This window comes from Streptomyces sp. NBC_01546 (genome assembly GCF_045208355.1).
In the GTDB taxonomy this organism is placed as follows: domain Bacteria; phylum Actinomycetota; class Actinomycetes; order Streptomycetales; family Streptomycetaceae; genus Streptomyces.
On sequence record NZ_CP109379.1, the window covers coordinates 7,911,437 to 7,935,568 of the forward strand.

Below are 24,132 nucleotides of genomic sequence, written 5' to 3' on the forward strand. Positions count from 1 at the left end.
CGCCGGCCTCCTCCTCAGCACCACCGAAAGGACAAAGACCATGTCATTCACCAGCCCCGCCCCGATCAGCCCCAGCCCTGTGCCCTCCTCCGCGTCCGTGCCCCAGGTAGACCTGCATCCCGGCAAACCCCCGATACTGCACGTCCCCACCCCCGTCCCGGCCGACCTGTCGGCCTGGGCAGCCGAACACCGCCACACACTGCACGGACTCGTCACCGAACATGGCGCCGTACTCGTCCGCGGGCTCGGCCTGTGCGACATCGGGGAGGTGGGCGCCGTCTTCGGCCGATTGGCCCCCGCCCTGATGACCGACACCGAAGCCTTCGCCCCCCGTCAGACCTACACGCCCGGCGTGTACTCCTCCACGGCGTGGCCGGCCAACCAGCCCATGTGCATGCACCACGAGCTCAGCTACACCCACAGCCCTCCCGGTCTGCTGCTGCTGGCCTGCCTGACGGCGCCCACCGCCGGCGGAGCCACCGCCCTCGCGGATTCCGCCACCGTCCTGGATGCGCTGCCGCCGGAACTCGTCCAGCGGTTCGAACAGGACGGCTGGCTGCTCACCCGCACCTACAACGACGACATCGGCGCCTCCTGGACCGAGGCATTCGGCACCGACAGCCGGGCGGACGTCGAGAACTACTGCCGCGCCAACGCCATCGAGTTCGCCTGGCAACACGAGGGCGGCTTGCGCACCCGCCAGCGCCGCCCCGCCGTGGTGCGCCATCCGGCCACCGGCCGACGCTGCTGGTTCAACCAGATCGCGTTCCTCAACGAGTGGACGCTGGCGCCCGAGGTACGGGAGTACCTCGTCGACGTCTACGGCCCCGAAGCCCTGCCGTTCAACACCCGCTTCGGAAACGGCGACCCGATCGGCGAGGACATCGTCGAGCTGATCAACACGGTCTACGCCGAGCACACCATCCGCGAGCCGTGGCAGTCCGGCGACCTGATGCTCATCGACAACATCCGCACCGCCCACAGCAGGGAACCGTTCGAGCCGCCGCGCGAGGTCCTCGTCGCCATGGCCGCACCTCAAACCCCGACCTCCTTCCCGACCACCACCCCGACCGCAGCCTCCGAAGGGAGCACGCGATGACCACGTCCCGTCCCACTGCCACGCAGCCCCCGATGTCCGACCCGCACGCAGTGTCACCGCCGATCGCCGTGCCCCCGTTCGCCGTGATCTCCGGAGCCCAGGTCCAGCACACCCTCCAGGGCCAGGAGCACCAGATCATGGAGCTGATCGAGGCCACCTACCAGCTCCACGCCGTCGGGGAGTCGGTGAACCCGCCCTCCTACTTCCTGCGCTTCCCCGACCGCCCGAACGCCCGCATCATCGCGCTGCCCGCATCGATCGGCGGACAGGCGCGGGTGGATGGCATCAAGTGGATCTCCAGCTTCCCCAGTAACGTGCAGGCCGGCATCCCCAGGGCCTCGGCGGTGCTGATACTCAACGACCACGACACGGGCTACCCGTTCGCCTGCCTGGAAAGCTCCATCATCAGCGCCACCCGAACGGCCGCGATGGCCGCATCAGCGGCCAAGACGCTCAGCCAAGGCCGCGGGACACGACCGGCCCGCATCGGATTCTTCGGAACGGGCCTCATCGCCCGCTACATCCATACCTTCCTGACCGCAACCGGCTGGTCCTTCGACGAGATCGGCGTCCATGACATCAGTGCCGACAGCGCAGCCGGCTTCCACAGCTACCTGCAAGCCACCCATCCGACCACCCGGATCACCGTGCACGACAGTCCCGAGGAGCTGATCCGCTCCAGCGACCTGCTCGTCTTCGCCACCGTCGCCGACCGGCCGCACATAACCGACCCGGCATGGTTCGACCACAACCCCCTGGTCCTGCACGTGTCACTGCGCGACCTCGCCCCCGAAATCCTGCTGGCCGCGACCAACATCGTCGACGACATCGAGCACTGCCTCAAAGCCGACACCTCACCCCACCTGGCCGAACAGCTCACCGGGAACCGCGACTTCCTCACCGGCACGCTGCACGACGTCATGACCGGCCGCGCGGCGCTGCCGCAGGACCGGCCGGTGGTGTTCTCACCCTTCGGCCTGGGCGTACTCGACCTCGCCGTCGGCAAACACGTCTACGACGAGGCCGCCCGCACCGGGCAACTGCACGTCATCGACGGCTTCTTCCACGAAGTGAGCCGATACGGATGAGCGGCCCGCCGGATGGGGTGCGGATGCCGTGATCTTCGTACCGCGCGCGGAGGCAGTCGCAGCGAGCTCTCGTGCGGTTCCTCCTCGACACCCGTCTAGACACCCGTGCGGCCTATGACCTGGCAGAGGGGCCCGATCGACGCCTGTTGATGCCGGGACAGGTGTGCGCGCCGTGGTACGGGATAGCAGAAGCCAAATCGGGCCGTGATCGCGAAAGGTGCCGCCTGTGTCTCAGGAGCAACGCAAACGGGGGCAGAGGCTGCGGCTGCCCGTGAAGGCGGCACTGCCCGGCCGGCACCCGCACGAGGACAAGGCGCCCGTCACCGACCGGGTGGTCTTCGGCGTTGCGGCCGTGCTGACCTTGGGCTTCGTGATCTGGGGCGCCACGGCCACCAGCTCGCTGGAGAGCGTCTCCGACATCTTGCTGAACGGCCTTATGCACAACGCCGGCTGGGCGTTCGTCCTGGTCGCCTCGGGGTTCGTCGTCTTCGCTCTCTGGCTCGCCATCAGCCGGTACGGACGGATCGAGCTGGGCCAGGAGCACGAGAAGCCGGAGTTCAGCACCGTCTCCTGGGTCGCCATGATGTTCAGCGCCGGCATGGGCATCGGCCTGATGTTCTACGGCGTCAGCGAACCCCTCGCGCACTACACCACTCCGCCGCCGGGCACCGACCCCACCGACTCGGCGGACGCCATGCAGACGGCGCTCGCCACCACGCTCTTCCACTGGACGCTGCACCCGTGGGCCATCTACGCGGTGGTCGGCCTGGCCATCGCGTACAGCACCTTCCGGCGCCGCAGGCGGCAGACGATCAGCGCCGTCTTCATCCCGCTCCTCGGGAAGGAGCGCGCCGAGGGCGCACCCGGCCGGGTGATCGACATCCTGGCGATCTTCGCCACGCTGTTCGGCTCCGCCACGTCCCTGGGACTCGGCGCGCTCCAGATCGGCAGCGGCATGCACGAGGTGGGCTGGCTGGGCAAAGCCGGGACGGGCCTGCTCGTCGCCATCATCGCCGTGCTGACCGTCTGCTTCGTCTTCTCCGCCGTCTCCGGCGTGGAGAAGGGCATCCAGTGGCTCTCCAACATCAACATGGTGCTGGCCGCCGTCCTCGCGGTCTTCGTGTTCATCGTCGGCCCCACCATCCTGGTCCTCGACCTGATCCCCACCTCCCTCGCCGCGTACTTCGACGAGCTGCCCCAGCTGATCGGCCGTACCGAGGCGTCCACCGGCGGCGGTGACGTCGCCGACTGGCTGAGCAGCTGGACGGTCTTCTACTGGGCCTGGTGGATCTCCTGGACGCCGTTCGTCGGCATGTTCATCGCCCGCATCAGCCGGGGCCGTACGATCCGTCAGTTCGTCGGCGGCGTCATCCTGGTGCCCAGCACCGTGAGCCTGGTCTGGTTCGCCATCTTCGGCGGTACGGCCATGCGCCTGAAGGAGCAGGGAAAGCTCGGCGACGCGACCACGCCCGAGGCGCAGCTCTTCGGTGTGCTCCAGGAGTTCCCGATCGCCGGCGTGATGAGCCTGCTCGTGATGATCCTGGTCGGCATCTTCTTCGTCTCCGGCGCCGACGCGGCGTCGATCGTGATGGGCACCCTCTCCCAGAAGGGCACCTTCGAACCCGCCCGGTTCATCGTCGTCTTCTGGGGCGTGGTGACCGGTGGTGTGGCGGCCGTGATGCTGCTCGTCGGTGAGGGCAAGGGCGACGCCCTCGCGGGCCTGCAACACTTGACGATCCTCGTTGCCGCACCGTTCGTCCTGGTGATGATCGGCATGTGCTGGGCCCTGTTGCGAGACCTCCGCCGGGACCCGCTGATCGTCCGCGGCGAACTCGCCACGGAGGCGATGGAGGAAGCCGTGATCGCGGGCCACGAGAAGTACGCGGGCGAGTTCGAGATCCGCATCGGCCCGGCGAAGGACGAGGCACCGGGGGAAGCGAAGGACGACCGCGACCGCAAAGACCCGGGACCCCCGCCCCCGGCCCCCTGACGGGCACACCCGCCATACGCCACCACGGGCCCGGCCGGGCGACTCCGGGTAGGTGCGGACACGGCGTACGCGTCCCGGAAGAGCCGCGCCCGCCTACGCGGGCGCGGTATCCGCTGCACGGTCACGGGCACGATCCACACGCCATTTAAGGCAGTGGCGGATCGAACAGGTCCAGCTCGGCCGGAGTCGGGGCCTCGAACTGACTCTGACACTCCCTGAGCAGCTCGGGCGTCAGAACGACCGAGCCCGGCTCCTGGTTCCGGAGGGCGAGGCGCCGCTCCAGTTCTGCCATCGGCACATCGAGGTAGCGCAGTTCGACCTCGACCCCGAGCGCGCGAGCTCGGAGCCGCTTCTCATCGCGTTCGTGACGCTGCCAGAAGCCATTCTCCAAGATCACAACGGCTCCGGAAGTCAGCAGATCCTGGGCGTGCTGCCACAGGCGACGTTCGATGCGGTCCCGAGCCTTGCCGTCGAAGAGGTCAAGGCCCAGCTCCGCAAGCCGCTCGTCCGGGCACAGACGCACAGCGGAAAGTTCCCGCTCCAACCTCTTGGCCACCGTGGTCTTCCCCGCACCGGGAAGGCCGCACAGGAGTACCAGTCTTGGTCGTCGGTCGTCCATGATCCCCTACCCTCATCGAGCCCTCGTGGAGATCATCGCTCCTGTGGGGATGAGGGAGAAGCGAGTTTGTGGTGGGTGGCGGCGGTTCTTCGAGCCCGGCGGGCGGCCGGGGCCGGCGGGGCCTGGCGAGCCGCTGCCGGGGTGAGGTGTAGGTACGGGCCGTCGCACACCGTTCAGCGGTCGGCCGCCGTTCGGATCATTTGAGGCCGCCCTTCAGGTGATTGCCGCACCTCTGACGAGCCGGGCCGCTGTCCCAGGGGTACGACGACTCGGCGGGTGATGAACGCACAACCCCGGTGAGGAGCTCGACGATGTACGCAGCAGTCCGGCGGTACGAAGGGGTGAGTGATCCGACCGAGGCAGGACGCCTGGTGAAGGAGGGGTTCGTGCCGCTCATGCAGCAGGTCTCCGGCTTCGTGGCCTACTACTGGGTCGATGCCGGGGACGGAGTGATGGTCTCGACCAGCGTTTTCCGGGACCGGGCCGGTGCCGAGGAATCGGTGTCGAGGGCGGCGGACTTCGTGCGGGACAACCTTGCGTCACTGCTCCCCAACCCTCCTCAGGTCATGGCCGGTGAGGTCGTGGCTTCCGCGTGAGAGTGTTCGGGCCGGCGTGTCTCTTTGATGGGTGGTCAGTTGATCGGATGTGTCTGTCCGGTTGGTGACTGCTGTGACCGCCGAGCAGCACCAGCAGTAGCGCCCCGTAACGTGTTTCGGTCCGGGGCGCTGCTCTACTGCTCTGCTGCTGTGTGCTGAACAGGGGTTCGCCCGACTCCGCCTGCCCCAGGGCCGGCCTCCTCAACTACGCAGACTGCCTGAGAGAAGCAGGGCACCCGCTGCGGAATCACGTCTAGGCCGTCGCCCGTTCCCGGACCCTGCAGGAGGGATCTGCCCATGCCGGCTTCCACGGCCTTCCCGCGCGCGTACCGTGGCGGTATGACCCCCACCGGGAGGACCAGCCGATGAGCGTGGAGCCCGATCACGTATCCGTCCCGCCGTACGCGCCCGCGCCGGGTGCTCCGGGCGAACTACTCGCGCAGTTGCGTGCCGACCGCCGCGCAGAGCGGTGGGTGCCGGCGTTCGAGCGGGAGTGGGCGGCGGCGTTGGAGGAGTCGCGCCGTTCGTTCTCCCTCACCACACTGTACGAGGTCGTCCAGGTCTGGCAGGCCCGCGTCGCCTCCGCCCCGGCGGTCGACGCGTTCCTCGCCTCCGGCCGCGACGAGACCGGGTTCGTGGACATGGAGGAGCTCCGGAACGGGCGCCGGTGAGCGGCCGACCGTACGCGGTCCGGCTGTCGCCGCCCGCCGCAAAGGTGCTCGCCGCACTGCCCGAGCACGCGGAAGAGACAGTGTGGGATCTGCTGGACGCCGCTGCGGCCGACCCGTGGGGCTTCCGCCAGTGGGACGCCGGTGACCCTGAAGGCGAAGACGTCCGTATCGCGTCCGCCGGCCGCCTGTCCGTCATCTACTTCGCGAACCGTGCGCTTCGGCACCTGACGGTCCTGGACATCGTCTGGCTCGGCTAAGCCGGCCACTTGGCGTGCGAGCGTTCTGGTTTCTCCGGAGCCGGCAGGCGGGAGGGGCATCTATGCTGACGGCCTTCGTCCGCACCCGGGGGTCCATGTGTCCAAGAATCACTCCGTCACGTTCTACTCCAGCCTGCTCTCCATGGCCATGCTCGCCGTGCTGGGCGGTGCGTGCGTGTACTTCGGGGTCACCCTCAGCGTCTGGTGGTTCTACGCGCTGGCTGTCCCGTCGGTTTGCGGGGTGCTCGGCATCGGCGTCTACGAGTGGCTGAAGCGGCCGAGCCGCGTCGGGGCCGGGGCGGTCGAGGAAGAGTAGGGCCAACTAGGGGGTTCTGACCGCCCTTCTGGATGCCGTTGGTGATCTTTTTGGGGTAATCCGGACTGATGGCCAGCCATCGCGGTTTCAGCGCCGAGTGCGATCAGCAGTCGGCTATGTCGACCACTTCGAAGCCTTCGCGACGCATCCGTTCACCTCCCCAGGCGCCGAGCGGTCCGAGCGCTTGATTGAGCGTGCGCCCGTGCTCGGTCAGGGAGTACTCCACCCGTGGCGGCACCTGGGCGTAGACCTCCCGGTGCACGAGTCCGTCTTCCTCCATCTCACGCAGGTGCTGGGTCAGCATCTTCTCGCTCACTCCGGGCAGACCGCGACGGAGCTCGGCGAAGCGGCGTACGCCATGGGCTTCAAGTTCCCAGAGGATCAGTCCCTTCCACTTGCCGCTCACCACGTCGAGTGCAGCGTCGATGCCGCAGATGTAAGGCCCGTGCCTCGGCGCTTTGGCCATCACTGACCCTCCTTACTAAAAGGTAAGTACCGCAGAAAATAGTGGGTACTTCCGAGAGTAGTGGCGCTCTCCGAGCATGGAGGGGTGAACGAACAACAGAGCCACACCACCAGGCAATACAGCGCTGTCACCGTGATCGGGCTTGGCCCGATGGGCCAGGCGATGACGCGCACCCTCCTCGCCGCCGGCCACCCGGTCACCGTCTGGAACCGCACCGCCGGCCGGGCCGACGGCGTCGTCGCCGACGGAGCAACGCTCGCGGCAACACCTGGCGAGGCGGTCGGGGCGAGTGACCTCGTGATCCTCAGCCTCACCGACTACCAGGCGATGTACGACATCCTCGACAGCGCCACCGCATCACTCGCCGGCCGGACGCTGGTCAACCTGAGCTCGGACACGCCCGACCGCACACGCAAGGCAGCAACCTGGGCGGCGGGCCACGACGCCGCCTTCCTCACCGGTGGTGTCATGGTCCCGGCGCCGATGATCGGCACGGAGGCGGCCCACGTCTACTACAGCGGCCCCGACAAGGTGATGGAGAATCACCGGGCGGCGTTGGCACCGCTCGGCACGCCAAAGTATCTGGGCGAGGATCCGGGCCTTGCCCAGATGATGTATCAAGCCCAACTCGCGGTGTTCCTCACCACCCTGTCCGCGCTGATGCACGCCACCGCGATGCTGGGCACCGCAGGAATGAAGGCCAAGGAAACACTGCCGGAGTTGCTCTCCTCCGCCGACTCGATCGGCGCCATCCTGAGGGCCGGCGAAGCGACCCCCGGCGCCGCGCTGGATGCCGGCGAGCATCCGGGCGACCTCAGCACGGTCACCATGATGGGCGCGACGTCCGACCACATCGTCGAGACCAGCACGTCACTCGGCCTCGACCTCGCTCTCCCCCTGGCCGTGCAAGCCCACTACCGGCGCGCGATCGAGAACGGACACGGCGGCGACAACTGGACCCGCATCATCGACAGCATCCGAGAGCCGCGCTGACCGAACGCGGGACTGATGAACACACGGTTTGGCCTACAAGGAGGAGCTCGCGTCCGGGGGCTGCCTGAAGTGTAGGAATGGCTACGCAGGTGAGAGCGAAGAGCGGATGTCGGTGATTCCCGGCATCGGCTCTCACTCGAGATGCCCGGGGATGTCGGTGAGAAATGTGGCACCCGGGAGCGTGGGGGCGGTTGGCCCTCCTTCCCCCAGGCGGGGCAGGGAGGATGCTGCCCGGACCCGACACCATCCGACAAGCCGGGCCGGCCGTGCCGTGACGTGACGTAGGGTGATCGGCGCAGCGGTACCGCAGTACCGCGCGACGAATGGCACCAGGGGATGGGACCCATCACGATGAAGCTCGGCGAAGCACTGGCGGAGCGCGCGGAGGCGGCTCGCCGCGTCGAACAGCTGCGGGCCCGCATCGTGGCCAACGCCCGTCACCAAGAGGGCGAGACCCCCGCCGAGGACCCGGCAGCGCTGCTCGCCGAGGTCACCGAGACCCTCGACGCCCTGGAGTCCTTGATCCGGCGTATCAACCGGACCAACGCCGCCGTCGACATGGGCGCCGACGGCACCCTCACCGACGCCCTCGCGCGCCGCGACACCCTGCGCTTGCGCCACTCCGTGCTCACCTCGGCTGCCGACGCCGCCGCGGGCAGCGGGGACCGAGGCTACGGCCGCCAGCTGCGCTCGGAGCTGATGGTGCTCCCCGCGCTGCCCGTCGCCGAGCTGCGCGCCCGCGCCGACGACGCCGCCCGCGAGATCCGCGAGATCGACGTACGCATCCAGCGCACCAACTGGGAGGCCGACCTCCTGGACTGAGACCCGCGATGTGGAGCAGGTAGTCGCTCCGGAGGCGTGCACAACCGAGGGCCGGCGGTTACCGGCCCGGCTGGCGCGCGGAGAGCAGCGCATCGGGTTCGACTCCCGAGACGACAGTGCAGCTCAGCAGCGTGACGAGTCACAGCGCATCGCGCACATTTCATCACCACGTGCAGATCCGGTCGTGACGAGGGCGGGTTCGGGGCATCCGCATCGCAGGACGGCGCCCGGACCGGGAGCTCACGCTCCCGGTCCGGGCGCCGTGTCGTGCGCGGGCAGTGCGGGCCGCCTAAGGGCTGTCTGACCTCCTGCGGGGCGCGCGAAGGCCGGGTTCCACTGGCACAGACTTTCCTGCGCGAAGGCATCCTCGACGAACTCGTCATCACCACCGCCCCCCGGTCCTCCTGGGCACGGGCATCCAGAGCATCTGCACCGTCGACGACCAGTCGGCGCCAACGGGGAGCCGAGCCCGGGTCCCGGCACCGCCGAGCCGCTACGCGGTCCGGGCGGAACGCCAGGCTGTCGCTTCGAGGAAGTGCACGTCGTAGCGGGCCTGTTCGGGCAGCAGGCTGTCGAAGGAGTTCAGGCCGTGCTGGATGCGGCCCAGTGTCCGGAGAAGTATCCGAAGCGATCGATGCCCGGTGTCAGGACCGCCAGGAGCTCGGCGGCGTCGGCCAGCAGCCGGAAGCCTCCGCCGTGCGGCAGCGCTACGTACTCGGCTTCCTCGGGCCGCACGATCAGCGCGGTCTCGTTGCCAGTCTCCATCAAGTCTCCTTGGTGGCGCCTCCGGGAGGAGGCGGCCTTCTGCGGTCGAAGCCCTGCCCCCCGTCGCCACATACAAGGCGACGAGGGGCAGGACAGGGCACTGTCCGGCCCGATCAGGCGGCGTGGCCGCCGTCGACGGAGAACTCGGAGCCGGTGATGTAGTCGGCTCCGTCTCCGGCGAGGAAGGCAACCGTGGCTGCGATCTCCTCAGGACGGCCGAACCGGCCGAGGGCCGTCATCGCGGCCTGGGGGTCCGCGTGGGGTCCGTCAGCCGGGTTCATGTCGGTGTCGACCGGCCCGGGGTGGACGATGTTGGCGGTGATGCCCCGTCCGCCGAGCTCCCGGGCGAGAGCCTTGGTGAGCCCGGTCAGCGCCGACTTGCTCATCGCGTAGAGCGTTCCGCCCGGGCCCGGTACGCGCTGGGTCATGCAGGTGCCGATGGTGATGATCCGGCCTCCCCGGCCCATGTGAGCGGCTGCGGCCTGCGAGGCGAGGAAGGTACCTCGTACGTTGACCGCGAGCACGCGGTCGACGTCGGCCAGCGTCAGCCCGTTGAGCGGGCCCAGGACGCCCGCGCCGGCGTTGTTGACCAGCACGTCGAGCCGGCCGAGTGTCTGCACCGCCCAGTCAACGGCACCCGCCGCGTCCCCGACGTCGCCCGCGTCCGCCCTGACGGCGACGCCCCGGCGGCCGATCGCCTCGATCCTGCGGACCACTTCCTTGGCCGCCGCCTCGTTGGCCGTGTAGGTGATGGCCACATCGGCTCCCGCCTCAGCCATGGCCAGTGCGATCGCCGCGCCGATGCCCCGGCTGCCACCCGTCACCAGAACCGCCTTGCCGTTCATGCGCTCTCCTCGTCATTGGTTGCTGGTTCAATGAAACGAGACGGTGTTCGCCGGCGCTGGCGGGAATCGGACCTGGCGCTCAGCCCGCCAAGGTACGGGGGTACCGGTAGGCGCAGTGGGCGTTGACCGAGCCGGCGATCGCCGCGCGGAAGGCGGACCCGAGCCCGAGCCTGACTACGTAGCGCCGATGCGGTCAGCTGAAGAACGGGTCGTCCACGACGTGGACCCAGCCGCCGTCCGGCTGGCGTCGGAGGATCTCCGTGGTCGTGGAGATCACCGGCTCGGGGCCGACGCCCGTCAGGGTGGCGGTGTTCGACACCAGGGCGACGTCGTCCACCTGCCGGATTTCACGCAGCTCGAGCTTGAGGCGGGCGCCGTTGTCGATCAGCTGTTGCAGGGCGTTCCGGATGGCCTCGGTGCCCACCAGGTGGGTTCCGGGGGTGGGGACGAAGTGCGCGTGCGGCTCGTACAGCGACACCAGCCCCTCGATGTCACCCGCTTCCAGGTACTCCATGAACATGGCCCCGACCTGCTCGGGCGTCTCCGCACGGCGCCGGGCGACGGCGCCGACGGGCTTGTCGCCCCAGCCTGCCGCGGCAATCAGGTCGTACCAGTCAGGATGAGCGCCGTAGGGCAGATGGTGGCGCAGCAGCGTTCCCGGGAAGGTCAGCGGAGACGCCTTCTGCGGCTTGGACCTGGCCTGGGCGACGATCGCGTCGCTCAGCGCGTAGCCCAGGTCCATGCGGGGGAGCAGGGCGTGCACCTCGTCGGCGAGGCCGGCCGGAAGGCTCTCGCGCCGGACTCCGAGGATGTCGGTGCCAATGCCCGCTTGCGCCAGCGCCACCTCGGTGCCCTTCCGCCCGGCGATGCCGTCCGAGGTGTGCAGCGCGATGGCGTCCCAGGCGATGGCGATACGCCGTTCCCCGACGCCGCGTTCGCGGGGGAACACCGCTGCGGTGTCGCCACCGTCGACCTCAAAACGCTGATCGCCGTTGCCCTCGTTGCTCAGCCCGATGTCGTGCAGGACGCAGCTGATGAACAGCAGTTCGTCATCGTAGTCGGTACCTGCGCGCAGCCCCTGGTGCCGGGCGTGGGCGCGGGCGAAGACGTAGCTGCGGGGCACCGGTCGCGTGGTGTCGGCGTGACGGGCCCTGGCCTTGGCCGGCGTTCGCCGGTGCCGGATCACACCGTGCGGGTCCAGGCGGTTTCCTGGACCTGCTTGATGAGCTCCTCGGTCGCCGCGGGCCAGACGTTCCGGTACTTCCCGTAGCGCCCGTTCGTCGTGAGGTTCGATGTGCCTGGCCGGGGTGGCAGTGAGGCGGCGGACCGCACCGGTGAGGCGTCCTCGCCGGCCCGCTGGGCCACCACCACGTCCGGCAGGGGCGGCAGGAAAGCGCCTCCATCAGTCATGAAATGACCGTAGGCACGAACAGAGCGTGGGAGTCAGTGGCACTCGTGCCATGCAGCGATAGAATCATGCCATGGGAGTTCACGCCTCCGGCGGCAGCCACCACGTGGTCGTGGTGGCGCTCGAGAACGTCCTCGCACTCGATACTCGATGACGGTGTGCACGGAACGGCCTGGGCTGGTCTCGGTGCACGGAGGCCCGGCATTGTCCGTCGCCGATGGGTTGGACGCCCTGGAGACCGCGGACACCGTGATGGTCCCGGGGTACTTGGAGCCCGGCCCACCCTCCGCCGCGGTCACCGCCGCGCTACTCCGACACCGGTCGGCCGCCCATGAGTTGGCTGCTCGACCGCACGGGAACTCCTGGAATCGAGCGATCAGACGGTCGAAGCTGTCGCACGGCGCTGCGGCCTGGGCACGCCGGCCAACTTCCGGACCCTGTTCAAGGCACACGTCGGGGTACCGCCGCGCACTTACCGCGAGACATTCAACTCCGCCGGCACCGACGAGATTCAGGTACTGGCCGACCAGCCTGAAACGTTGGGACACGGCAAAAGGGCCCCGATCCCTGGGGATCCGGGCCCTTCCTTCCATCAGTAGCGGGGACAGGATTTGAACCTGCGACCTCTGGGTTATGAGCCCAGCGAGCTACCGAGCTGCTCCACCCCGCGTCGGTGAACCCCACCCTACGGCACTGCCCGGCGGTACTCGACCGGCTTTCGCTCAGGGTGCGGCGAAGACGTCGGCCTCGAAGCTCCCAGGTGAACCCGGCAGCCCGCGTCCTGCTTCCCTGAACGCTGAGGCCGGACGCCGAGAGTCGGCCCCGCCCCCGGTGCTGTCAGCGGGAGGCCTGATGATGCTCCCTACCAGCCGCATATCAGGAACGAGGAAGACATGCCGTCGCCGTTGGAACGACTCCAGGCACTGCTCGGTGAGCCGGAGGAGGCATGGGGCCGGCCGCGCAGAGAGGTCTGGGAGGCATCCGAACGGCATCTCGGTGTCACGCTGCCTGCGGACTACAAGGCCTTCATGGACGTGTACGGGCCGGGGACCCTCGGCGGGTACCTTCACCTGGACCGGCCGACGGGTCTCATGACCCCGGCCGAACTGGAGGAGTTCTGGTCCCTCGACAGCTGGCGCGAGGCACGGAGGGGGTGGGAGGACCTCTACCCCTTCCCCTTCCACCCCGACCCTGGCGGGCTCATCCCCTGGGGCCACGACGAGCACAGCAGCGAGTACTACTTCCTGGCCAGCGACCCGGATCCGGGCAATTGGGAGATTGCGGTCGGCAGCGAGTGTGCGGAGTGGTACCGCACCAGCGGCACCTTCACCGACTTCCTGATGCGCTGCTTCGACGGCCTCGACCGGGCGTCGTTCATGGACCGGGCCTGGCCCGCGGCCGACGCCCGCTTCGAACCTTTCGAAAGCTAGGTCCTACGACCGACGCCTGCCGAGAGGACCACTGCGATCGTCGAGTTCGCCGATCGCACGCAGAGAGGCCGCGTGGGACGGACCGGGCCCGCACGGGCCCCTCTCCGCCGACCATCTGTCCCGCATAGCCGAACTCGGCGATCCCATCGCGGTGCCCGTGATCACCGACACCCTCGCGTGGGCGCTCCACCGCTGCGCGGGGAGCGGGCAGAAACGGACAGGGCCCCTCACCGTTCACTGGCGAGGCGGCCTCGTGGTCATTCCGCCCGACTGGGTGAAGCCGGCGTCGCGGCGATGAGTCTGCGGGCGCCCGCAGGTCTATCTCTTGACGGAGACAACCGACTCATCGGGAGTAAGCCATGGGCCTCATCCACATCGAGCTGTTCGCGACCCTCGACCTCGTCGGGCAGGCGCCCGGCGGCCCCGACGAGGACCCGGTGGGGTTCCCGTTCGGCGGCTGGCAGGCGCCCCTGCTGGACGAGGTCGCCGGGGCGCAGGTCGGTGCCGCGTACGAGGGCACGGACGCCCTTCTGCTCGGCCGGCGGACGTACGACATCTTCGCCGCCTACTGGCCTCATCAGGAGGGCGGCGAGGACAACGAGATCGCCACGCTCTTCAACAGCGTTCCGAAGTACGTGGCCTCCCGCGGCAGGCCCGACCTCTCGTGGGCCGGGTCCACGCAGCTGGGCCCGGACCTTGCCGACGCGGTGCGTGAGATCCGTGACCGGCACGAGCACGTGAAGGTCGTCGGGAGCCTGAACCTCGTGCAGACCCTCCTGCGCGAAAAGCTCTTCGACCGTCTCGACCTCTGGCTGCACCCGATCGTGCTCGGCGTCGGGAAGAAGGTGTTCGACGACGGCGCGGTGCCCACCAACGTCAGGCTCCTCGCACCTCCGGTAGCCAGCCCGAAGGGCACCGTGTACCTGCGCTACGGGCTCGCCGAAGGCACTCCCGCGACGGGGGACATGAGCGCACCCGATCGCGGTGTCGGAAGCGAAGACTGAGGCCACCGCGCCTGGTGGGTCCGTGCCGCTGTGGAGTGGGCACCGGGATACCGGCCGCCCCAGCTGCCCACCCTGCCCCGGGCCGGAGAGACCGCAGGGCGGGCCAGGGTGGTTCGGGAGGCCGGCCCGACGACCGTCGGTTGTCCGTGGGCCGCTGCCTGGAGGGCGAGGCCGAGCTCACCGCCGAGGAGAGCGGCGAGCAGTACTGGATCAGGCCCGGAACCATGCACCCGCGACAACCGGCCCGCGTGACGCCAGTGCTGCCCCGCTGCCAGAGCCGCGGCGCCTGCCGCCCGGTGTAACGCCAGGGCTGTTCCGGCTGTTGTGCCCTCGGTGCCGGCCGCTGAACTGCTGCCGCGTCCGTACGCAGTTACGCCCAGGCGGACCGGCTGGCCTCTCGTCGATGGCAGTACCGAGCGGTCCCAGGACCTGAGCACAGGGTGCTGATTTCTTAGCATCAGAGGCCAATTATTCGCCCGGCCGCCGCCAGACCGACTACAAAGGATCGGACCGGACCGGACCGAACACGGTGACGGGGATGATGGAGGAATGCCTTGCCCGCCTGTGCACATTCAGCAGCGAGGCTTGTTCATCGAGCTCCACGTCGAGCCGCCTACAGAATACGAGACTTCGCATTGTCGGGTTTCGCAACACCTTCGAGAACGGGCAGGCCCTGCCGGAGGCACAAGTCCGTAACGTGCGGGACTCGGTCGCGCCGGGAATCCGCCGAACGGAAGCCCTGCCGTTCGGCTCGGGGCGCCACAAGAAGGAGTGAGGCCCTCACCAGGGGCTCATTTCACCCGTACGATCTGCGATTCCCTCCTTGGGGATCCAGGGAACAGGAGCGAATGTGATAGTCAAGCGCACCGGTCGCCTCGCAATACTTGCCGCCGTACCCGCCGCCGTGTTCCTGACTCTGGGATTTTCTGGACCCGCTCTCGCGGAGGGCGGAAAGGCCTACCAGATCGATCTGGCGCAACTGAACGAATCAGGCTCCAGCGGTACGGTCATGCTCAGCCTCAAAGGCAACCAACTCACCGTGCAAATCCAGTCCGAGGGCATGGTGCCCGGACAGCCGTCGGCCCAGCATCTGCACGGCTCGACGAAGGGGCACGACTTCCACTGTCCGGACGCCACCGACGACACCGACGGCGACGGGGTCCTCAGCAACACCGAGGCCACCCATGACTACGGCGACATCAACATCTCACTCACCACGGCCGGCGACACCAAGGCCACCAGCGGTCTCGCCGTGGAGCGGATGCCCGTCGCCGACAAGCAGGGCAAGGTCTCCTACAAGCGGACGATCGCCGTCGGCCAGGACGTGGTCGACCACATCAAGGACCTGCACGTCGTGCAGCACGGCATCGACCGCAACAAGAACGGCAAGTACGACTTCGAGGGGGCCGGCAAGAGCGAGCTCGACCCGAAACTGCCCCAGGAGGCCACGGCTCCGACCAACTGCGGAGAGGTCAAGGGCGCGGCTGTGGGGTCCATTCCGGTCGGCGGCATCGAGACCGGCGGCGGTTCTCCGCAGCGCGCGGCCGTGCCGGTGACGGTGCGCGACGGTGCGGCGATCACCGTACTCGCGGTGGTGGCCGGCGTGGTGGCCGTCGTGCGGAAGAGGGCCGCTGTCGTCCCCGTCCGCGGGGAGACCACCGAGGGCGGCGCGTGAAGCCGGCCCCGGCGCTCGCCGCATCCGCCGCACGGCCCCTTCGCCGCCGGACCGCAGGCCCCCTGGCGGCCGCCGCCCTCGCCGGGCTGCTCCTCGCGGGGTGCGCCGGCCAGCACGCGGTGAAGCCCCCCGCCCCTGAGGGGCAAGCCCTCCAGGGCGGGGCACCGGGGGCCGTCGGCGCCGCTCCCACCGGGAAGGCACCCGCCGACGGTGACTCCGCGTCACCCGCGGGCGGATCGCAGAGCGGTACGGGCACGGGTGCGGGCCAGGCCGAGCCCGTCCTCGCCCGGTCGGAGCCGCAGAAGATCACGATCCCCTCCCTCGGCCTGTCCAGCTCCCTGGAGACGCTGCGGCAGAACGCGGACGGCACCATGCAGACCCCGAAGGACCCCGCGCTCGCGGGCTGGTACGAGCCGGGTCCGACCCCCGGCTCCCAGGGACCGGCCGTCATCGCCGGGCATGTCACGTGGAACGGAGCATCCGCCGTGTTCGAGAAGCTGAAGACGATGAAGGCCGGTGACACCATCAAGGTGACCCGGCGGGACAGCAAGACGGTCACGTTCACGGTGGACCGGGTCGCGGAGTACCCGAAGGCCGAGTTCCCCACGCTGGAGGTCTACAAGAACCTCGACCACGCGGGCCTTCGCCTGGTCACCTGCGGCGGCGACTTCGACCCGAAGAAGCACTACTACGACAGCAACGTGGTGGTGTTCGCCCGTATGACGGGCGCCGCGTAGCCAGGCCGGCGGGGCCGGGAAAGTCGTCCGGCAGCCGCAGGGCCCCACTGCGGCTGCCGGATCCCGCCGGGCTCCTCGCGGATACGTCGGGTGCTCGGGTGCTTCCAGCAGGAGCCACACTGCATGCGTGCAGCGGACTGCCCCGCTCAGAGCCCGGCGACTTTGGCGCTCGCCGAGAGCTCGTAGACGAGGGTGAGCGTGCGGCGGCCGCCGGGTGGAAGGGTGACGTCCCAGCGGGCGATGCCCTCGCTGTCGACCTCCTCGGGCGTCGGGGAGCAGGCATCCTTCCGCAGGCGTACCTCCACCGCCGAGACCTCGGAGACCGGGATCCGCTCCCGGAGCACGACCACGCGATCGCCGTGCTCCCCGGGGGCGGAGAACCGGGACAGGTGCAGCCGGACCGTGCGGGTGACCACGGTCCGCTGCATGATTCCGGCCGAATCGCGGACCTCCTCGGTCTCCCGGACCACGGCGTGGTCGTCGCAGCTGCCGAAGGCGAGCTCGACGAGGGCGCCGGGAGCGGTGAAGTCCAGCGTGCCGCGGCCGCTGAATCCGCTGCCGCGGACCAGGTCCACCGGCCCGGCGAGCAGCGCGTGGCCGGACCAGTTGTCGAACTGCACCACCTGGGTGACCAGCGGCGACACCTCGGGCGAGCAGGCGTACTCGCTGCTCGCGGCCGTGGTGAAGACGGAGAGCGGCACGCGGTGGGCGCGGCCGTCCCCGGGCACGGAGACCGGCGCGGGGGAGCTCAGTACGCGGGCCTCGCCGCCGTCGTCCACCCCCGGCAGGCCGAGCACCGGGGCCGGGCCGAGCGCCCCGATCTCCTCCTCGCGCAGCTCGATGTCGACGGTGCGGCGCTCGGCTGCGGAGCGGTCCTTGAGCGTCAGCCGGTCCTCGCCCAGCCGTGGCGGATCGGAGGCCAGCCCCGAGCGGGCGGTCGACAAGGTCAGCCGTACGTCCGACCAGTCCTCACCGGTGCGCTGCCAGACCATCGCCTCGGTCTCCAGCGTCAGGGCGTCCCCGTCGAGCACGGCCCGGTAGGCGGGCCGCCACAGCGCACACGGGGTGAGGTGGCTCAGGCGCAGTTCGGCCGGCCCGGCGGCCGTGGCCTCCACGGTCAACTCGATGTGGCCGACCAGCTCGGCGGGCTCCTCGTCGGAGATGTGCACGGCGTGCTGGACGTCCCGGAGTTCGGCGGCGAGGGCGGCCAGCCGGGCTTCCACGGTGCGCAGTTGTTCGCCGTGCGTATCGCGTTCGTCGTCCACCCGGTCCAGTTCGCGGGCCCAGCGGGTCCCTTCGGTCTCCCCGGAGCCGGCGCCCTCGCCGATCTCCCGCAGCAGATCGGCGGCGAGGCCGCCCAGCAGGCCGAGGCGGGCGTGCAGCCGGTCGCGTCGCCGCCCCAGGGCCAGCTGCTCCTCTTCGAGGGCGTGTACGCGGTGGCGCAGGGCGGAGTCGTCGTCGGCGGACGGCAGCGGCCCGCGCGGCGTCCAGCTGCGGACGATCCGCACGTCGAGCACTGTCGCGGGGGAACCGGCGGTCAGCTCCGCATGGAGGGTCCGGTCGACGGCCAGCGCGCTGACCGGCCCGAGACGCAGCCGTTGGACCCCCGCCTCCAGGTCGAGCACGACGGCGCGCTCGACATGGGCGCGATCCTCGAGGCACGTGACGGCGGTAACGGGGAGGGCGATCGGCTTCGGGGCCGTGGACATGGGGTGCGTCAGCTCCTGCGGTTGCCGCCGACCAGGGCCTTGCCGGTCGGGATGCGGATCTCGTAGCCGCCGTCGAGGGCGGCGGTGGCGCCTGCGGGCAGGTCCAGCCGCCAGACGCGGGTGCCCGGGGCCAGGTGCTCGGGCCCGGTGCCTTCCTCGGGTGTCGTCCAGTCGGCCCGTTCCTCGATCCGGACATCCGGTTCGGAGGTCACCGGCACCCGCTCGCGGACCTCGACGGTGACGGGACGCGCGAGCCGGTTCGCCAGCTCCACGTGGACGCGGTGGTCGAGCACGGTGGTGTTGTTGCGCAGGCCCGAGGTCGACTCGCGGAGGTTCGTACGGCGGGTGACCCGGATGCTTTCGGCGGGCCCGAGCCCCACCCGGCGGACACCACCGGGGGCGAGCGTGGGCAGTGCGGCGGTCAGCAGGAAGTCGTCGTCGACGATGACCTCCACCGGTCCGGCCAGCAGTGCCTGGTCGGTTGCGTTGGAGAGCACCAACGTCGCGTACGCGGTCTGCTCCACCGACGGCACGCAGAGGTACTCGGTGCGCAGGCCGACCGGGATCTCGGCGACGGTGACGGTGTGCCAGGTGCCGTCCGAGGGAACGTCGGCGCGGGCGGCGGCATCGAAGCGGTGATCGAAGGACCCGGCCGACTCGCGCGGCCGCACGGCTTGTCCGGGCAGTGGCAGCGCGGCCACCGCCTCGGCGCGACGGCGGTGCTCGGCCGCCACCGGGTCGGTGGGGGAGCCGGGAAACAGCCGGCCCCGGCGAGCGCCCTGCTCGTCCGGGCCGCACAGCACGAGGGCGGCGTAGTCCAGCTCGGCGCCGCTCGGCCGCGGCGGACCGGTCACCGGTGCCGGAGAGGGGGCGGCGCAGCCCGGCCGGGAGCCGCAGGTGCCATGGGGGCGGGGGCTCCTGCGAAGGATCCGGCGCCGGTACGCGGCCTGGCGGCCGGTGGCGGCGGGGCCTGCCGCGCGAGGGCGGGCATCGCGCCGCCGTAGACCTCCGGGGAGAGCCCGTCGACGCCGCCGGGCATCGGGAACGCGGTCGGCGGACCGCCGTAGCCCTGCGGTGCCGGCGGCGGGGGAGGCGCTGGTGGCGGAACGGGACCGGATGCGGGGCCGCCCGCGGCAGCCAGGGAAGCGGATCCGGCCCCGACGGCGACAGGAGCGGCGGTCGGGGCAGGGCGCGGGCCGGCCGCCTCGTACCCGGCGAACAGGTCGGCGAGCCCCGCCGGAGGCTCGCGCCAGCCGGAAGGCGCGGGGGCGGGCTGACGGCGCCCGATGCGGATCGAGCGGAGCTTCGGCAGGTCGGTGCGGCGCCGGAGATCGGCGGTGGCCAGGGCTATGCGCACGCCGGTCCAGTCCTCGCCGGTCCGCTGGGCGACCGAGGCGCGCAGCACCAGACGGCCGCTGCCGTCGCCCTGACGGTGAGTGAGCCGGTACGTCGGCACCCAGACGGCGCCCGGCACCCCGTACTCCAACTCCAGTTCCACCTCGGTGTCACCGGCGCCGTCGAGGGTCAGAACCGCGCAGGGAGTGGTCTCCACGTGCGCTGACGGTGCGTCGGTGGAGGCGCGGGCGAGCCGGTCGGCGGCGACGGCTAGCTCGTGCCCGACGTCGCGCAGCGCTTCCTCCAGCTCGACGAGGCGGGCCTGCAATCCCTTCAACCGCTCGTCGACGAAGTCGGCGAGCTCCAGCCACGCGTCGACCGGGGTGCGGCGGTGCGGGTCCTCGGGGCTGCGCTCGGGTGGGACCGGGTGGAGGGCACTGACCTCCTCGATCCGGCTCAGCTGTCGGTCCCGGCGGCCCTGCGCTGCCGCGTACGCGTCGCTCAGCCGCTCCACCTCGCGCCGCAACGCGTCGGGCGTGCCCGTGCCGAGCGGCTCGGCCTCGACTTCCACCCGGGCCTCGGTGACGCGTACCCCGGGGGCGCCCAGGACTCGGGCCCGCAGTGAGCCGGGGTCCAGCGAGAGGGGCAGTCCCGTCACCCGCACCCGGCCGTCAGGCGGCACGACGCCCCGCGCCAGGCGGCGGCAGACCGCGCCCTGTGCGTACACCACGACCGAATCGAGGGTCGCGCCCCACCTGTGTGCCGTCTCTGCCCTCATGCGCCCCGCCCCCGCCGCGTCCATGCTGAGGGAAGCCTACGCCCTGGCGGTCGGCGTATCGCGTCGAGGCCCGACGCCGAAGACGGCCGTGGCCCGACCTCCGTCCGCGCGTCGCGCCCCCATCTCCCATCGTCGTTCGTCACGCACTGGGGAAGCGGGCGAATCTGCCTAGTGAGGCCACTGTCGCCTGTCAAGTCCCGAAAATCCGCAACATGACGCCTACCGAGGCCAGGGGCTTAATCAAGACATGGGCTCACGCACGACAGGTGGGCCCAACCGCGTCCACTGGTGGAGAGAGGGGCCCGTCTGGCCGCCTTTTCATTTTTTCTCGCGGGAACGGAACTGCGATAAGGAGCCAGCGCATGCGAATAGCCGTGATTTTCCCGATGTCCTACGTCGGGGGGCGAGTGTCGTGAGCTCCCTTCCTCCTGCGTCCGAGCGCCCCACCGGCCCCCCGGCCGGTCCGCTGTCCGGTCGGCCGACCAATGGGCAGACTTCGCCGCCAGGGCCTCCACCATCAGCGGGGCCACCGCCTCCGCCGCCACCAGCACCTCCGCCCCCGCCGAGGTCTGCAGGTCCGCCGCCCGGCAGCGGCGAGTCAGGTGAGCCGGGCCGCCGCCGCCGAGGGTCGGCTCGGGGGTGGCGTTCGCGCGGAACCGTCCTGAGTGCGAGCACTGCGGTGGTCTTGGCGACGGCGGTGGTCTTCGCCGTCACCGTCATGGGCGGGAACAAGGCAGCCGGCGGAGAGGTCTTCCTCACGGCCGCCTCGGCGGCCGGCCCCGATCCGTTCACCCCCTCGACGGCCACGGAGTCCAAGGACGCCGGAGTCACACCCGCGACCGCGGGCAAGGCAAAGGACGGTACGAGCGGGACGCGCACCCTCGAGGTCAACGGTGCGCACCCGGGGCTGTACGGGGGCACGCGGAACGTCGCGAGCTGCGACGTCGAGAGGCAGATCACGTTCCTCACGCAGCACCCGGACAAGGGGAAGGCCTTCGCCGCCCCCCTGGGCATCCGACAGCCCGACATCCCCTCCTATCTACGGTCTCTGACGCCCGTTCAGCTGGGCTGGGACACCCGGGTCACCAACCACGGGTACAGGAACGGCGCGTCCACTGGCTATCAGGCGATCCTGCAGGCCGGCACGCCCGTCCTGGTCGACGACCGCGGCATGCCTCGAGTCCGCTGCTCCTGCGGCAACCCCTTGACCCCGCCCGTCGCCGTCAAGGGCAGGCAGACCTACAGGGGCAAGGCGTGGCCATCGTTCCAGTCCTCCGATCGCGTTGCGGTCAAACCCGCCGAGAAGCCGGTGAAGACCGTCACGATGTTCGACCAGGACCGCAAGGGATGGTACGGGCGCCAGAGCGGCGACGTGTGGGGCAGGCATGACCGCGAGATACCTCCGCCGGAGGGCCGCACGCCCGACTCGCCGTACCCGGTCCTGCCCTCGCCCCATCCGGGATCAGTGGAGAAGTCCACGGACAAGGAGCCCGACAAGGACGGCAACAAGAAGAACGACCCAGCCCAGCACCCGGGCAAGGACCCCGGCCATACGCCGGACCGGATCCCTGGGAAGGACCCTGGCGGCGAGCCGGGCAGTAGGCCGGGCCTGGACCCGGACCCTGGCAAGGCGTCGGACCAAGGTTCGGGGAGGGACTCCGGCAGGAATCCCGGCCACGAGTCGGGGGACGGCCCGGGCCAGGACTCGGGCAAGGACCCGGGCCATACGCCGGACCGGATCCCTGGGAAGGACCCTGGCGGCGAGCCCGGCAATGAGCCGGTCCTGGACCCGGACCCTGGCAAGGCGTCGGATCAAGGTTCGGGGAGGGAGCCAGGTAGGAATCCTGGCCACGAGTCGGGGGACGGCCCGGGCCAGGACCGGGGCAAGGATCCCGGCCATGCGTCGGACCGGGTGCCTGGGAAGGACCCTGGCGGCGAGCCGGGCAGTAAGCCGGGCCTGGACCCGGACCCTGGCAAGGCGTCGGACCAAGGTTCGGGGAGGGAGCCCGGCAGGAATCCTGGCCACGAGTCGGGGGACGGCCCGGGCCAGGACCGGGGCAAGGATCCCGGCCATGCGTCGGACCGGGTGCCTGGGAAGGACCCTGGCGGCGAGCCGGGCAATGAGCCGGGCCAGGACCCGGACCCTGGCAAGGCGTCGGACCAAGGTTCGGGGAGGGACTCCGGCAGGAATCCCGGCCACGAGTCGGGCGACAGCCCGGGCCAGGACCCAGGCAAGGATCTCGGCCATACGCCAGATCGGGACCCTGGGAAGGAGCCCGGCAGTAAGCCGGGCCAGGACCCGGACCCCGGCAAGGCGCCGGACCAAGGACCGGGGAGGGACCCCGGCAGGAATCCCGGCCACGAGTCGGGCGACGAGTCGGGCCAGGACCCGGGGAAAGGCCGGGGTAAGAACGCCACGTAATCCGGACGGGTCACGTGGCAGTCGGTCTTGTCGAACCGAGGCCGACGGCCGGCCCGTACAGCGCGGAGGGGTGGCGGCCGTCCAGTGGACGGGCCGTTCTCGCTTCGGGCGTGTGCTGGGGGGTCGCGAGGCGGTCGAGACGTCGGCAGGCCAGGCCGCCCGCAGCCCACGTCCGACGGCTTCACCCGGTTGTGGCGGCCGAGTTGCTCCCTGCCGACTGCCAGGACGCCGCGCGCTGCCGGATTTCAGGCGAGGTCTTTCTCCAGCGCTGTGACGTACTGCTTGACGGGGTGGTCGCGCAGGGCGTCGCCGGCGGGGGCCAACAGGTCGGCGGTGGCGCCTTTGACCCGGTCGGTGAGGCTTCCCAGCAGCGGCACCGAGGAGCGGACGCGGCCTGTGGAGTCGATGTAGTGCAGGGTGTCGGCGTGGGTGTAGGCGGGCTCGGGCGGCAGCTGGGGGACGATGTCGTTGTTGTTGACGTATCGGTGCAGGCGGTCCTTGAAGCCCCTGTTGCAGGAGGCAGCCAGCAGCCGGTCGCAGGTGCGGGGCTGGCCGTAGGTGTAGATGCCGTCGGCCTGCAGGCGCGGCTCTTCCAGATACATGCGGCAGCCGGCGAGCATCGCGAGGGCGCCGCCGAGGCTGTGGCCGGTGAACCACACGCTCTGGTCGTTGTCCCGCAGGTCGGCGAGGGCGTCCTTGACCGTGGGGAAGACGGAGTCGAGGGCCTGGCCGAAGCCGTAGTGGATGTAGCCGGTCTTTCCCGGTCCTGGCCAGGGCGGGGTGGTGGCGTCGGGGAGCCAGTCGCGGATCTGCGCCGGCTCGGTGCCCCGGAACCCGGTGATGATCATTTTGTCGCTGGCGATCGTGTACGCCTGAGTGTCCTCCAGCGGGAAGGGCGGCGTGAACCGGGTGTGGTGGTGCCGGGTCCGGTCGAAGCCCCATTCGCGGGCGGTGGTGTCGATGGTGCCCTCGTTCTTGTAGGCCAGGTCGGCGGCCTTGACCATCCAGTAGGCGAGCCGGGAGCTGTGCTTCTTCGCGTTGTGGTCGATCGTCGAGGGTGCGGTCACCGGGTGCCTCTCGGGGTCGGTTGCAAGGGCGGTGCGGCGG

At 70.3% G+C, this 24,132-nt stretch carries 22 protein-coding genes, 1 tRNA gene and 2 pseudogenes; 15 read left to right on the forward strand and 10 right to left on the reverse strand.

Going from position 1 to position 24,132, the window contains the following annotated elements:
* Positions 1-40 precede the first annotated feature (40 nt).
* From OHA89_RS36135 to OHA89_RS36145, 3 genes are all read left to right on the forward strand, one after another.
* The gene (locus OHA89_RS36135; RefSeq protein WP_406367987.1) at positions 41-1,099 is read left to right on the forward strand and encodes a TauD/TfdA family dioxygenase; all 1,059 of its coding nucleotides are present in this window, start codon (positions 41-43) and stop codon (positions 1,097-1,099) included.
* Positions 1,096-2,187: a 2,3-diaminopropionate biosynthesis protein SbnB gene (gene sbnB, locus OHA89_RS36140; RefSeq protein ID WP_406367988.1), complete on the forward strand. Its 1,092-nt coding sequence runs from the start codon at positions 1,096-1,098 to the stop codon at positions 2,185-2,187. The genes OHA89_RS36135 and sbnB overlap by 4 nt, the downstream gene beginning before the upstream one ends.
* Before the next feature lie 265 nt (positions 2,188-2,452).
* Positions 2,453-4,177: a BCCT family transporter gene (locus tag OHA89_RS36145; RefSeq protein WP_266612614.1), complete on the forward strand. Its 1,725-nt coding sequence runs from the start codon at positions 2,453-2,455 to the stop codon at positions 4,175-4,177.
* 145 nt (positions 4,178-4,322) lie between these two features.
* On the opposite strand, the gene OHA89_RS36150 is transcribed toward OHA89_RS36145, so the two are convergent.
* Positions 4,323-4,796, reverse strand: a complete 474-nt coding sequence (locus OHA89_RS36150) for an ATP-binding protein (protein ID WP_266612153.1) — start codon at positions 4,794-4,796, stop codon at positions 4,323-4,325.
* 311 nt (positions 4,797-5,107) lie between these two features.
* Between OHA89_RS36150 and OHA89_RS36155 the strand changes: the two genes are divergently transcribed.
* The 4 genes from OHA89_RS36155 (at position 5,108) to OHA89_RS36170 (ending at position 6,636) form a co-directional block, all read left to right on the forward strand.
* Positions 5,108-5,392 (forward strand): hypothetical protein, encoded by a 285-nt coding sequence (locus tag OHA89_RS36155; protein WP_215140352.1) that lies wholly within the window; start codon positions 5,108-5,110, stop codon positions 5,390-5,392.
* A gap of 365 nt (positions 5,393-5,757) precedes the next feature.
* Positions 5,758-6,063, forward strand: coding sequence for a DUF6247 family protein (locus OHA89_RS36160; protein WP_406367989.1), 306 nt, complete (start codon positions 5,758-5,760; stop codon positions 6,061-6,063).
* Positions 6,060-6,320, forward strand: a complete 261-nt coding sequence (locus OHA89_RS36165; RefSeq protein WP_257558809.1) for a hypothetical protein — start codon at positions 6,060-6,062, stop codon at positions 6,318-6,320. Before OHA89_RS36160 ends, OHA89_RS36165 begins: the two co-directional genes overlap by 4 nt.
* Before the next feature lie 97 nt (positions 6,321-6,417).
* Positions 6,418-6,636: a hypothetical protein gene (locus OHA89_RS36170; protein ID WP_266612158.1), complete on the forward strand. Its 219-nt coding sequence runs from the start codon at positions 6,418-6,420 to the stop codon at positions 6,634-6,636.
* Between the two features lie 103 nt (positions 6,637-6,739).
* Here OHA89_RS36170 and OHA89_RS36175 read toward each other — a convergent pair whose 3' ends face one another.
* A complete protein-coding gene (locus OHA89_RS36175) occupies positions 6,740-7,102 on the reverse strand; it encodes a helix-turn-helix domain-containing protein (protein ID WP_266612159.1) in 363 nt (120 codons plus the stop codon).
* Positions 7,103-7,186: 84 nt separating this feature from the next.
* Here OHA89_RS36175 and OHA89_RS36180 point away from each other — a divergent pair, with 84 nt between their 5' ends.
* Together OHA89_RS36180 and OHA89_RS36185 are read left to right on the forward strand one after the other, a co-directional pair.
* Complete coding sequence (locus tag OHA89_RS36180) at positions 7,187-8,095, forward strand: NAD(P)-dependent oxidoreductase (protein WP_266612161.1); 909 nt, start codon at positions 7,187-7,189, stop codon at positions 8,093-8,095.
* A gap of 351 nt (positions 8,096-8,446) precedes the next feature.
* Positions 8,447-8,917: a DIP1984 family protein gene (locus OHA89_RS36185; RefSeq protein ID WP_215140531.1), complete on the forward strand. Its 471-nt coding sequence runs from the start codon at positions 8,447-8,449 to the stop codon at positions 8,915-8,917.
* A 582-nt stretch (positions 8,918-9,499) separates the two neighbouring features.
* On the opposite strand, the gene OHA89_RS36190 is transcribed toward OHA89_RS36185, so the two are convergent.
* The 4 genes from OHA89_RS36190 to OHA89_RS36205 all read right to left on the reverse strand — a co-directional run bounded on the left by OHA89_RS36190 (position 9,500) and on the right by OHA89_RS36205 (position 11,937).
* A complete protein-coding gene (locus tag OHA89_RS36190; protein WP_266612163.1) occupies positions 9,500-9,682 on the reverse strand; it encodes a hypothetical protein in 183 nt (60 codons plus the stop codon).
* A 113-nt stretch (positions 9,683-9,795) separates the two neighbouring features.
* Complete coding sequence (locus OHA89_RS36195) at positions 9,796-10,527, reverse strand: SDR family oxidoreductase (RefSeq protein ID WP_257558814.1); 732 nt, start codon at positions 10,525-10,527, stop codon at positions 9,796-9,798.
* Positions 10,528-10,720: 193 nt separating this feature from the next.
* Complete coding sequence (locus tag OHA89_RS36200; RefSeq protein WP_406367990.1) at positions 10,721-11,650, reverse strand: YybH family protein; 930 nt, start codon at positions 11,648-11,650, stop codon at positions 10,721-10,723.
* Between the two features lie 59 nt (positions 11,651-11,709).
* On the reverse strand, positions 11,710-11,937 hold the full coding sequence (locus OHA89_RS36205; RefSeq protein ID WP_266612165.1) for a hypothetical protein: 228 nt from the start codon (positions 11,935-11,937) through the stop codon (positions 11,710-11,712).
* Positions 11,938-12,294: 357 nt separating this feature from the next.
* On the opposite strand from OHA89_RS36205, the pseudogene OHA89_RS36210 reads away from it, so the two are divergent.
* A pseudogene (locus OHA89_RS36210) lies at positions 12,295-12,534 on the forward strand (helix-turn-helix domain-containing protein); the annotation flags it as partial.
* Here OHA89_RS36210 and OHA89_RS36215 read toward each other — a convergent pair.
* Positions 12,532-12,605, reverse strand: a tRNA-Met gene (locus tag OHA89_RS36215). The pseudogene OHA89_RS36210 and the gene OHA89_RS36215 overlap by 3 nt on opposite strands.
* Before the next feature lie 223 nt (positions 12,606-12,828).
* Between OHA89_RS36215 and OHA89_RS36220 the strand changes: the two genes are divergently transcribed.
* The 4 genes from OHA89_RS36220 (at position 12,829) to OHA89_RS36235 (ending at position 16,781) form a co-directional block, all read left to right on the forward strand.
* Positions 12,829-13,365: an SMI1/KNR4 family protein gene (locus OHA89_RS36220; RefSeq protein WP_266612166.1), complete on the forward strand. Its 537-nt coding sequence runs from the start codon at positions 12,829-12,831 to the stop codon at positions 13,363-13,365.
* Positions 13,366-13,724: 359 nt separating this feature from the next.
* The gene (locus OHA89_RS36225) at positions 13,725-14,369 is read left to right on the forward strand and encodes a dihydrofolate reductase family protein (RefSeq protein ID WP_406367991.1); all 645 of its coding nucleotides are present in this window, start codon (positions 13,725-13,727) and stop codon (positions 14,367-14,369) included.
* An 850-nt stretch (positions 14,370-15,219) separates the two neighbouring features.
* Positions 15,220-16,044, forward strand: a complete 825-nt coding sequence (locus OHA89_RS36230; protein WP_266612170.1) for a hypothetical protein — start codon at positions 15,220-15,222, stop codon at positions 16,042-16,044.
* Complete coding sequence (locus OHA89_RS36235; RefSeq protein ID WP_406367992.1) at positions 16,041-16,781, forward strand: class F sortase; 741 nt, start codon at positions 16,041-16,043, stop codon at positions 16,779-16,781. Before OHA89_RS36230 ends, OHA89_RS36235 begins: the two co-directional genes overlap by 4 nt.
* Positions 16,782-16,927: 146 nt before the next feature.
* Here OHA89_RS36235 and OHA89_RS36240 read toward each other — a convergent pair whose 3' ends face one another.
* Positions 16,928-18,490: a DUF4139 domain-containing protein gene (locus tag OHA89_RS36240; RefSeq protein ID WP_406367993.1), complete on the reverse strand. Its 1,563-nt coding sequence runs from the start codon at positions 18,488-18,490 to the stop codon at positions 16,928-16,930.
* A gap of 8 nt (positions 18,491-18,498) precedes the next feature.
* A pseudogene (locus OHA89_RS36245) lies at positions 18,499-20,603 on the reverse strand (DUF4139 domain-containing protein).
* A 685-nt stretch (positions 20,604-21,288) separates the two neighbouring features.
* Between OHA89_RS36245 and OHA89_RS36250 the strand changes: the two are divergent.
* Positions 21,289-23,025 (forward strand): DUF6777 domain-containing protein, encoded by a 1,737-nt coding sequence (locus OHA89_RS36250; protein ID WP_406367994.1) that lies wholly within the window; start codon positions 21,289-21,291, stop codon positions 23,023-23,025.
* Positions 23,026-23,270: 245 nt separating this feature from the next.
* Here OHA89_RS36250 and OHA89_RS36255 read toward each other — a convergent pair whose 3' ends face one another.
* A complete protein-coding gene (locus tag OHA89_RS36255; RefSeq protein ID WP_266612178.1) occupies positions 23,271-24,092 on the reverse strand; it encodes a lipase family protein in 822 nt (273 codons plus the stop codon).
* Between the last annotated feature and the right edge of the window lie 40 nt (positions 24,093-24,132).

What these genes read in the sequence shown, in the direction of transcription:
- OHA89_RS36135 (WP_406367987.1), top strand. Translation starts at nt 41, where the DNA reads ATGTCATTCACCAGCCCCGCCCCGATCAGCCCCAGCCCTGTGCCCTCC.
- sbnB (WP_406367988.1), top strand. Translation starts at nt 1,096, where the DNA reads ATGACCACGTCCCGTCCCACTGCCACGCAGCCCCCGATGTCCGACCCG.
- OHA89_RS36150 (WP_266612153.1), bottom strand. Translation starts at nt 4,796, where the DNA reads ATGGACGACCGACGACCAAGACTGGTACTCCTGTGCGGCCTTCCCGGT.
- OHA89_RS36155 (WP_215140352.1), top strand. Translation starts at nt 5,108, where the DNA reads ATGTACGCAGCAGTCCGGCGGTACGAAGGGGTGAGTGATCCGACCGAG.
- OHA89_RS36160 (WP_406367989.1), top strand. Translation starts at nt 5,758, where the DNA reads ATGAGCGTGGAGCCCGATCACGTATCCGTCCCGCCGTACGCGCCCGCG.
- OHA89_RS36175 (WP_266612159.1), bottom strand. Translation starts at nt 7,102, where the DNA reads ATGGCCAAAGCGCCGAGGCACGGGCCTTACATCTGCGGCATCGACGCT.
- OHA89_RS36185 (WP_215140531.1), top strand. Translation starts at nt 8,447, where the DNA reads ATGAAGCTCGGCGAAGCACTGGCGGAGCGCGCGGAGGCGGCTCGCCGC.
- OHA89_RS36190 (WP_266612163.1), bottom strand. Translation starts at nt 9,682, where the DNA reads ATGGAGACTGGCAACGAGACCGCGCTGATCGTGCGGCCCGAGGAAGCC.
- OHA89_RS36195 (WP_257558814.1), bottom strand. Translation starts at nt 10,527, where the DNA reads ATGAACGGCAAGGCGGTTCTGGTGACGGGTGGCAGCCGGGGCATCGGC.
- OHA89_RS36205 (WP_266612165.1), bottom strand. Translation starts at nt 11,937, where the DNA reads ATGACTGATGGAGGCGCTTTCCTGCCGCCCCTGCCGGACGTGGTGGTG.
- OHA89_RS36220 (WP_266612166.1), top strand. Translation starts at nt 12,829, where the DNA reads ATGCCGTCGCCGTTGGAACGACTCCAGGCACTGCTCGGTGAGCCGGAG.
- OHA89_RS36225 (WP_406367991.1), top strand. Translation starts at nt 13,725, where the DNA reads ATGGGCCTCATCCACATCGAGCTGTTCGCGACCCTCGACCTCGTCGGG.
- OHA89_RS36240 (WP_406367993.1), bottom strand. Translation starts at nt 18,490, where the DNA reads ATGTCCACGGCCCCGAAGCCGATCGCCCTCCCCGTTACCGCCGTCACG.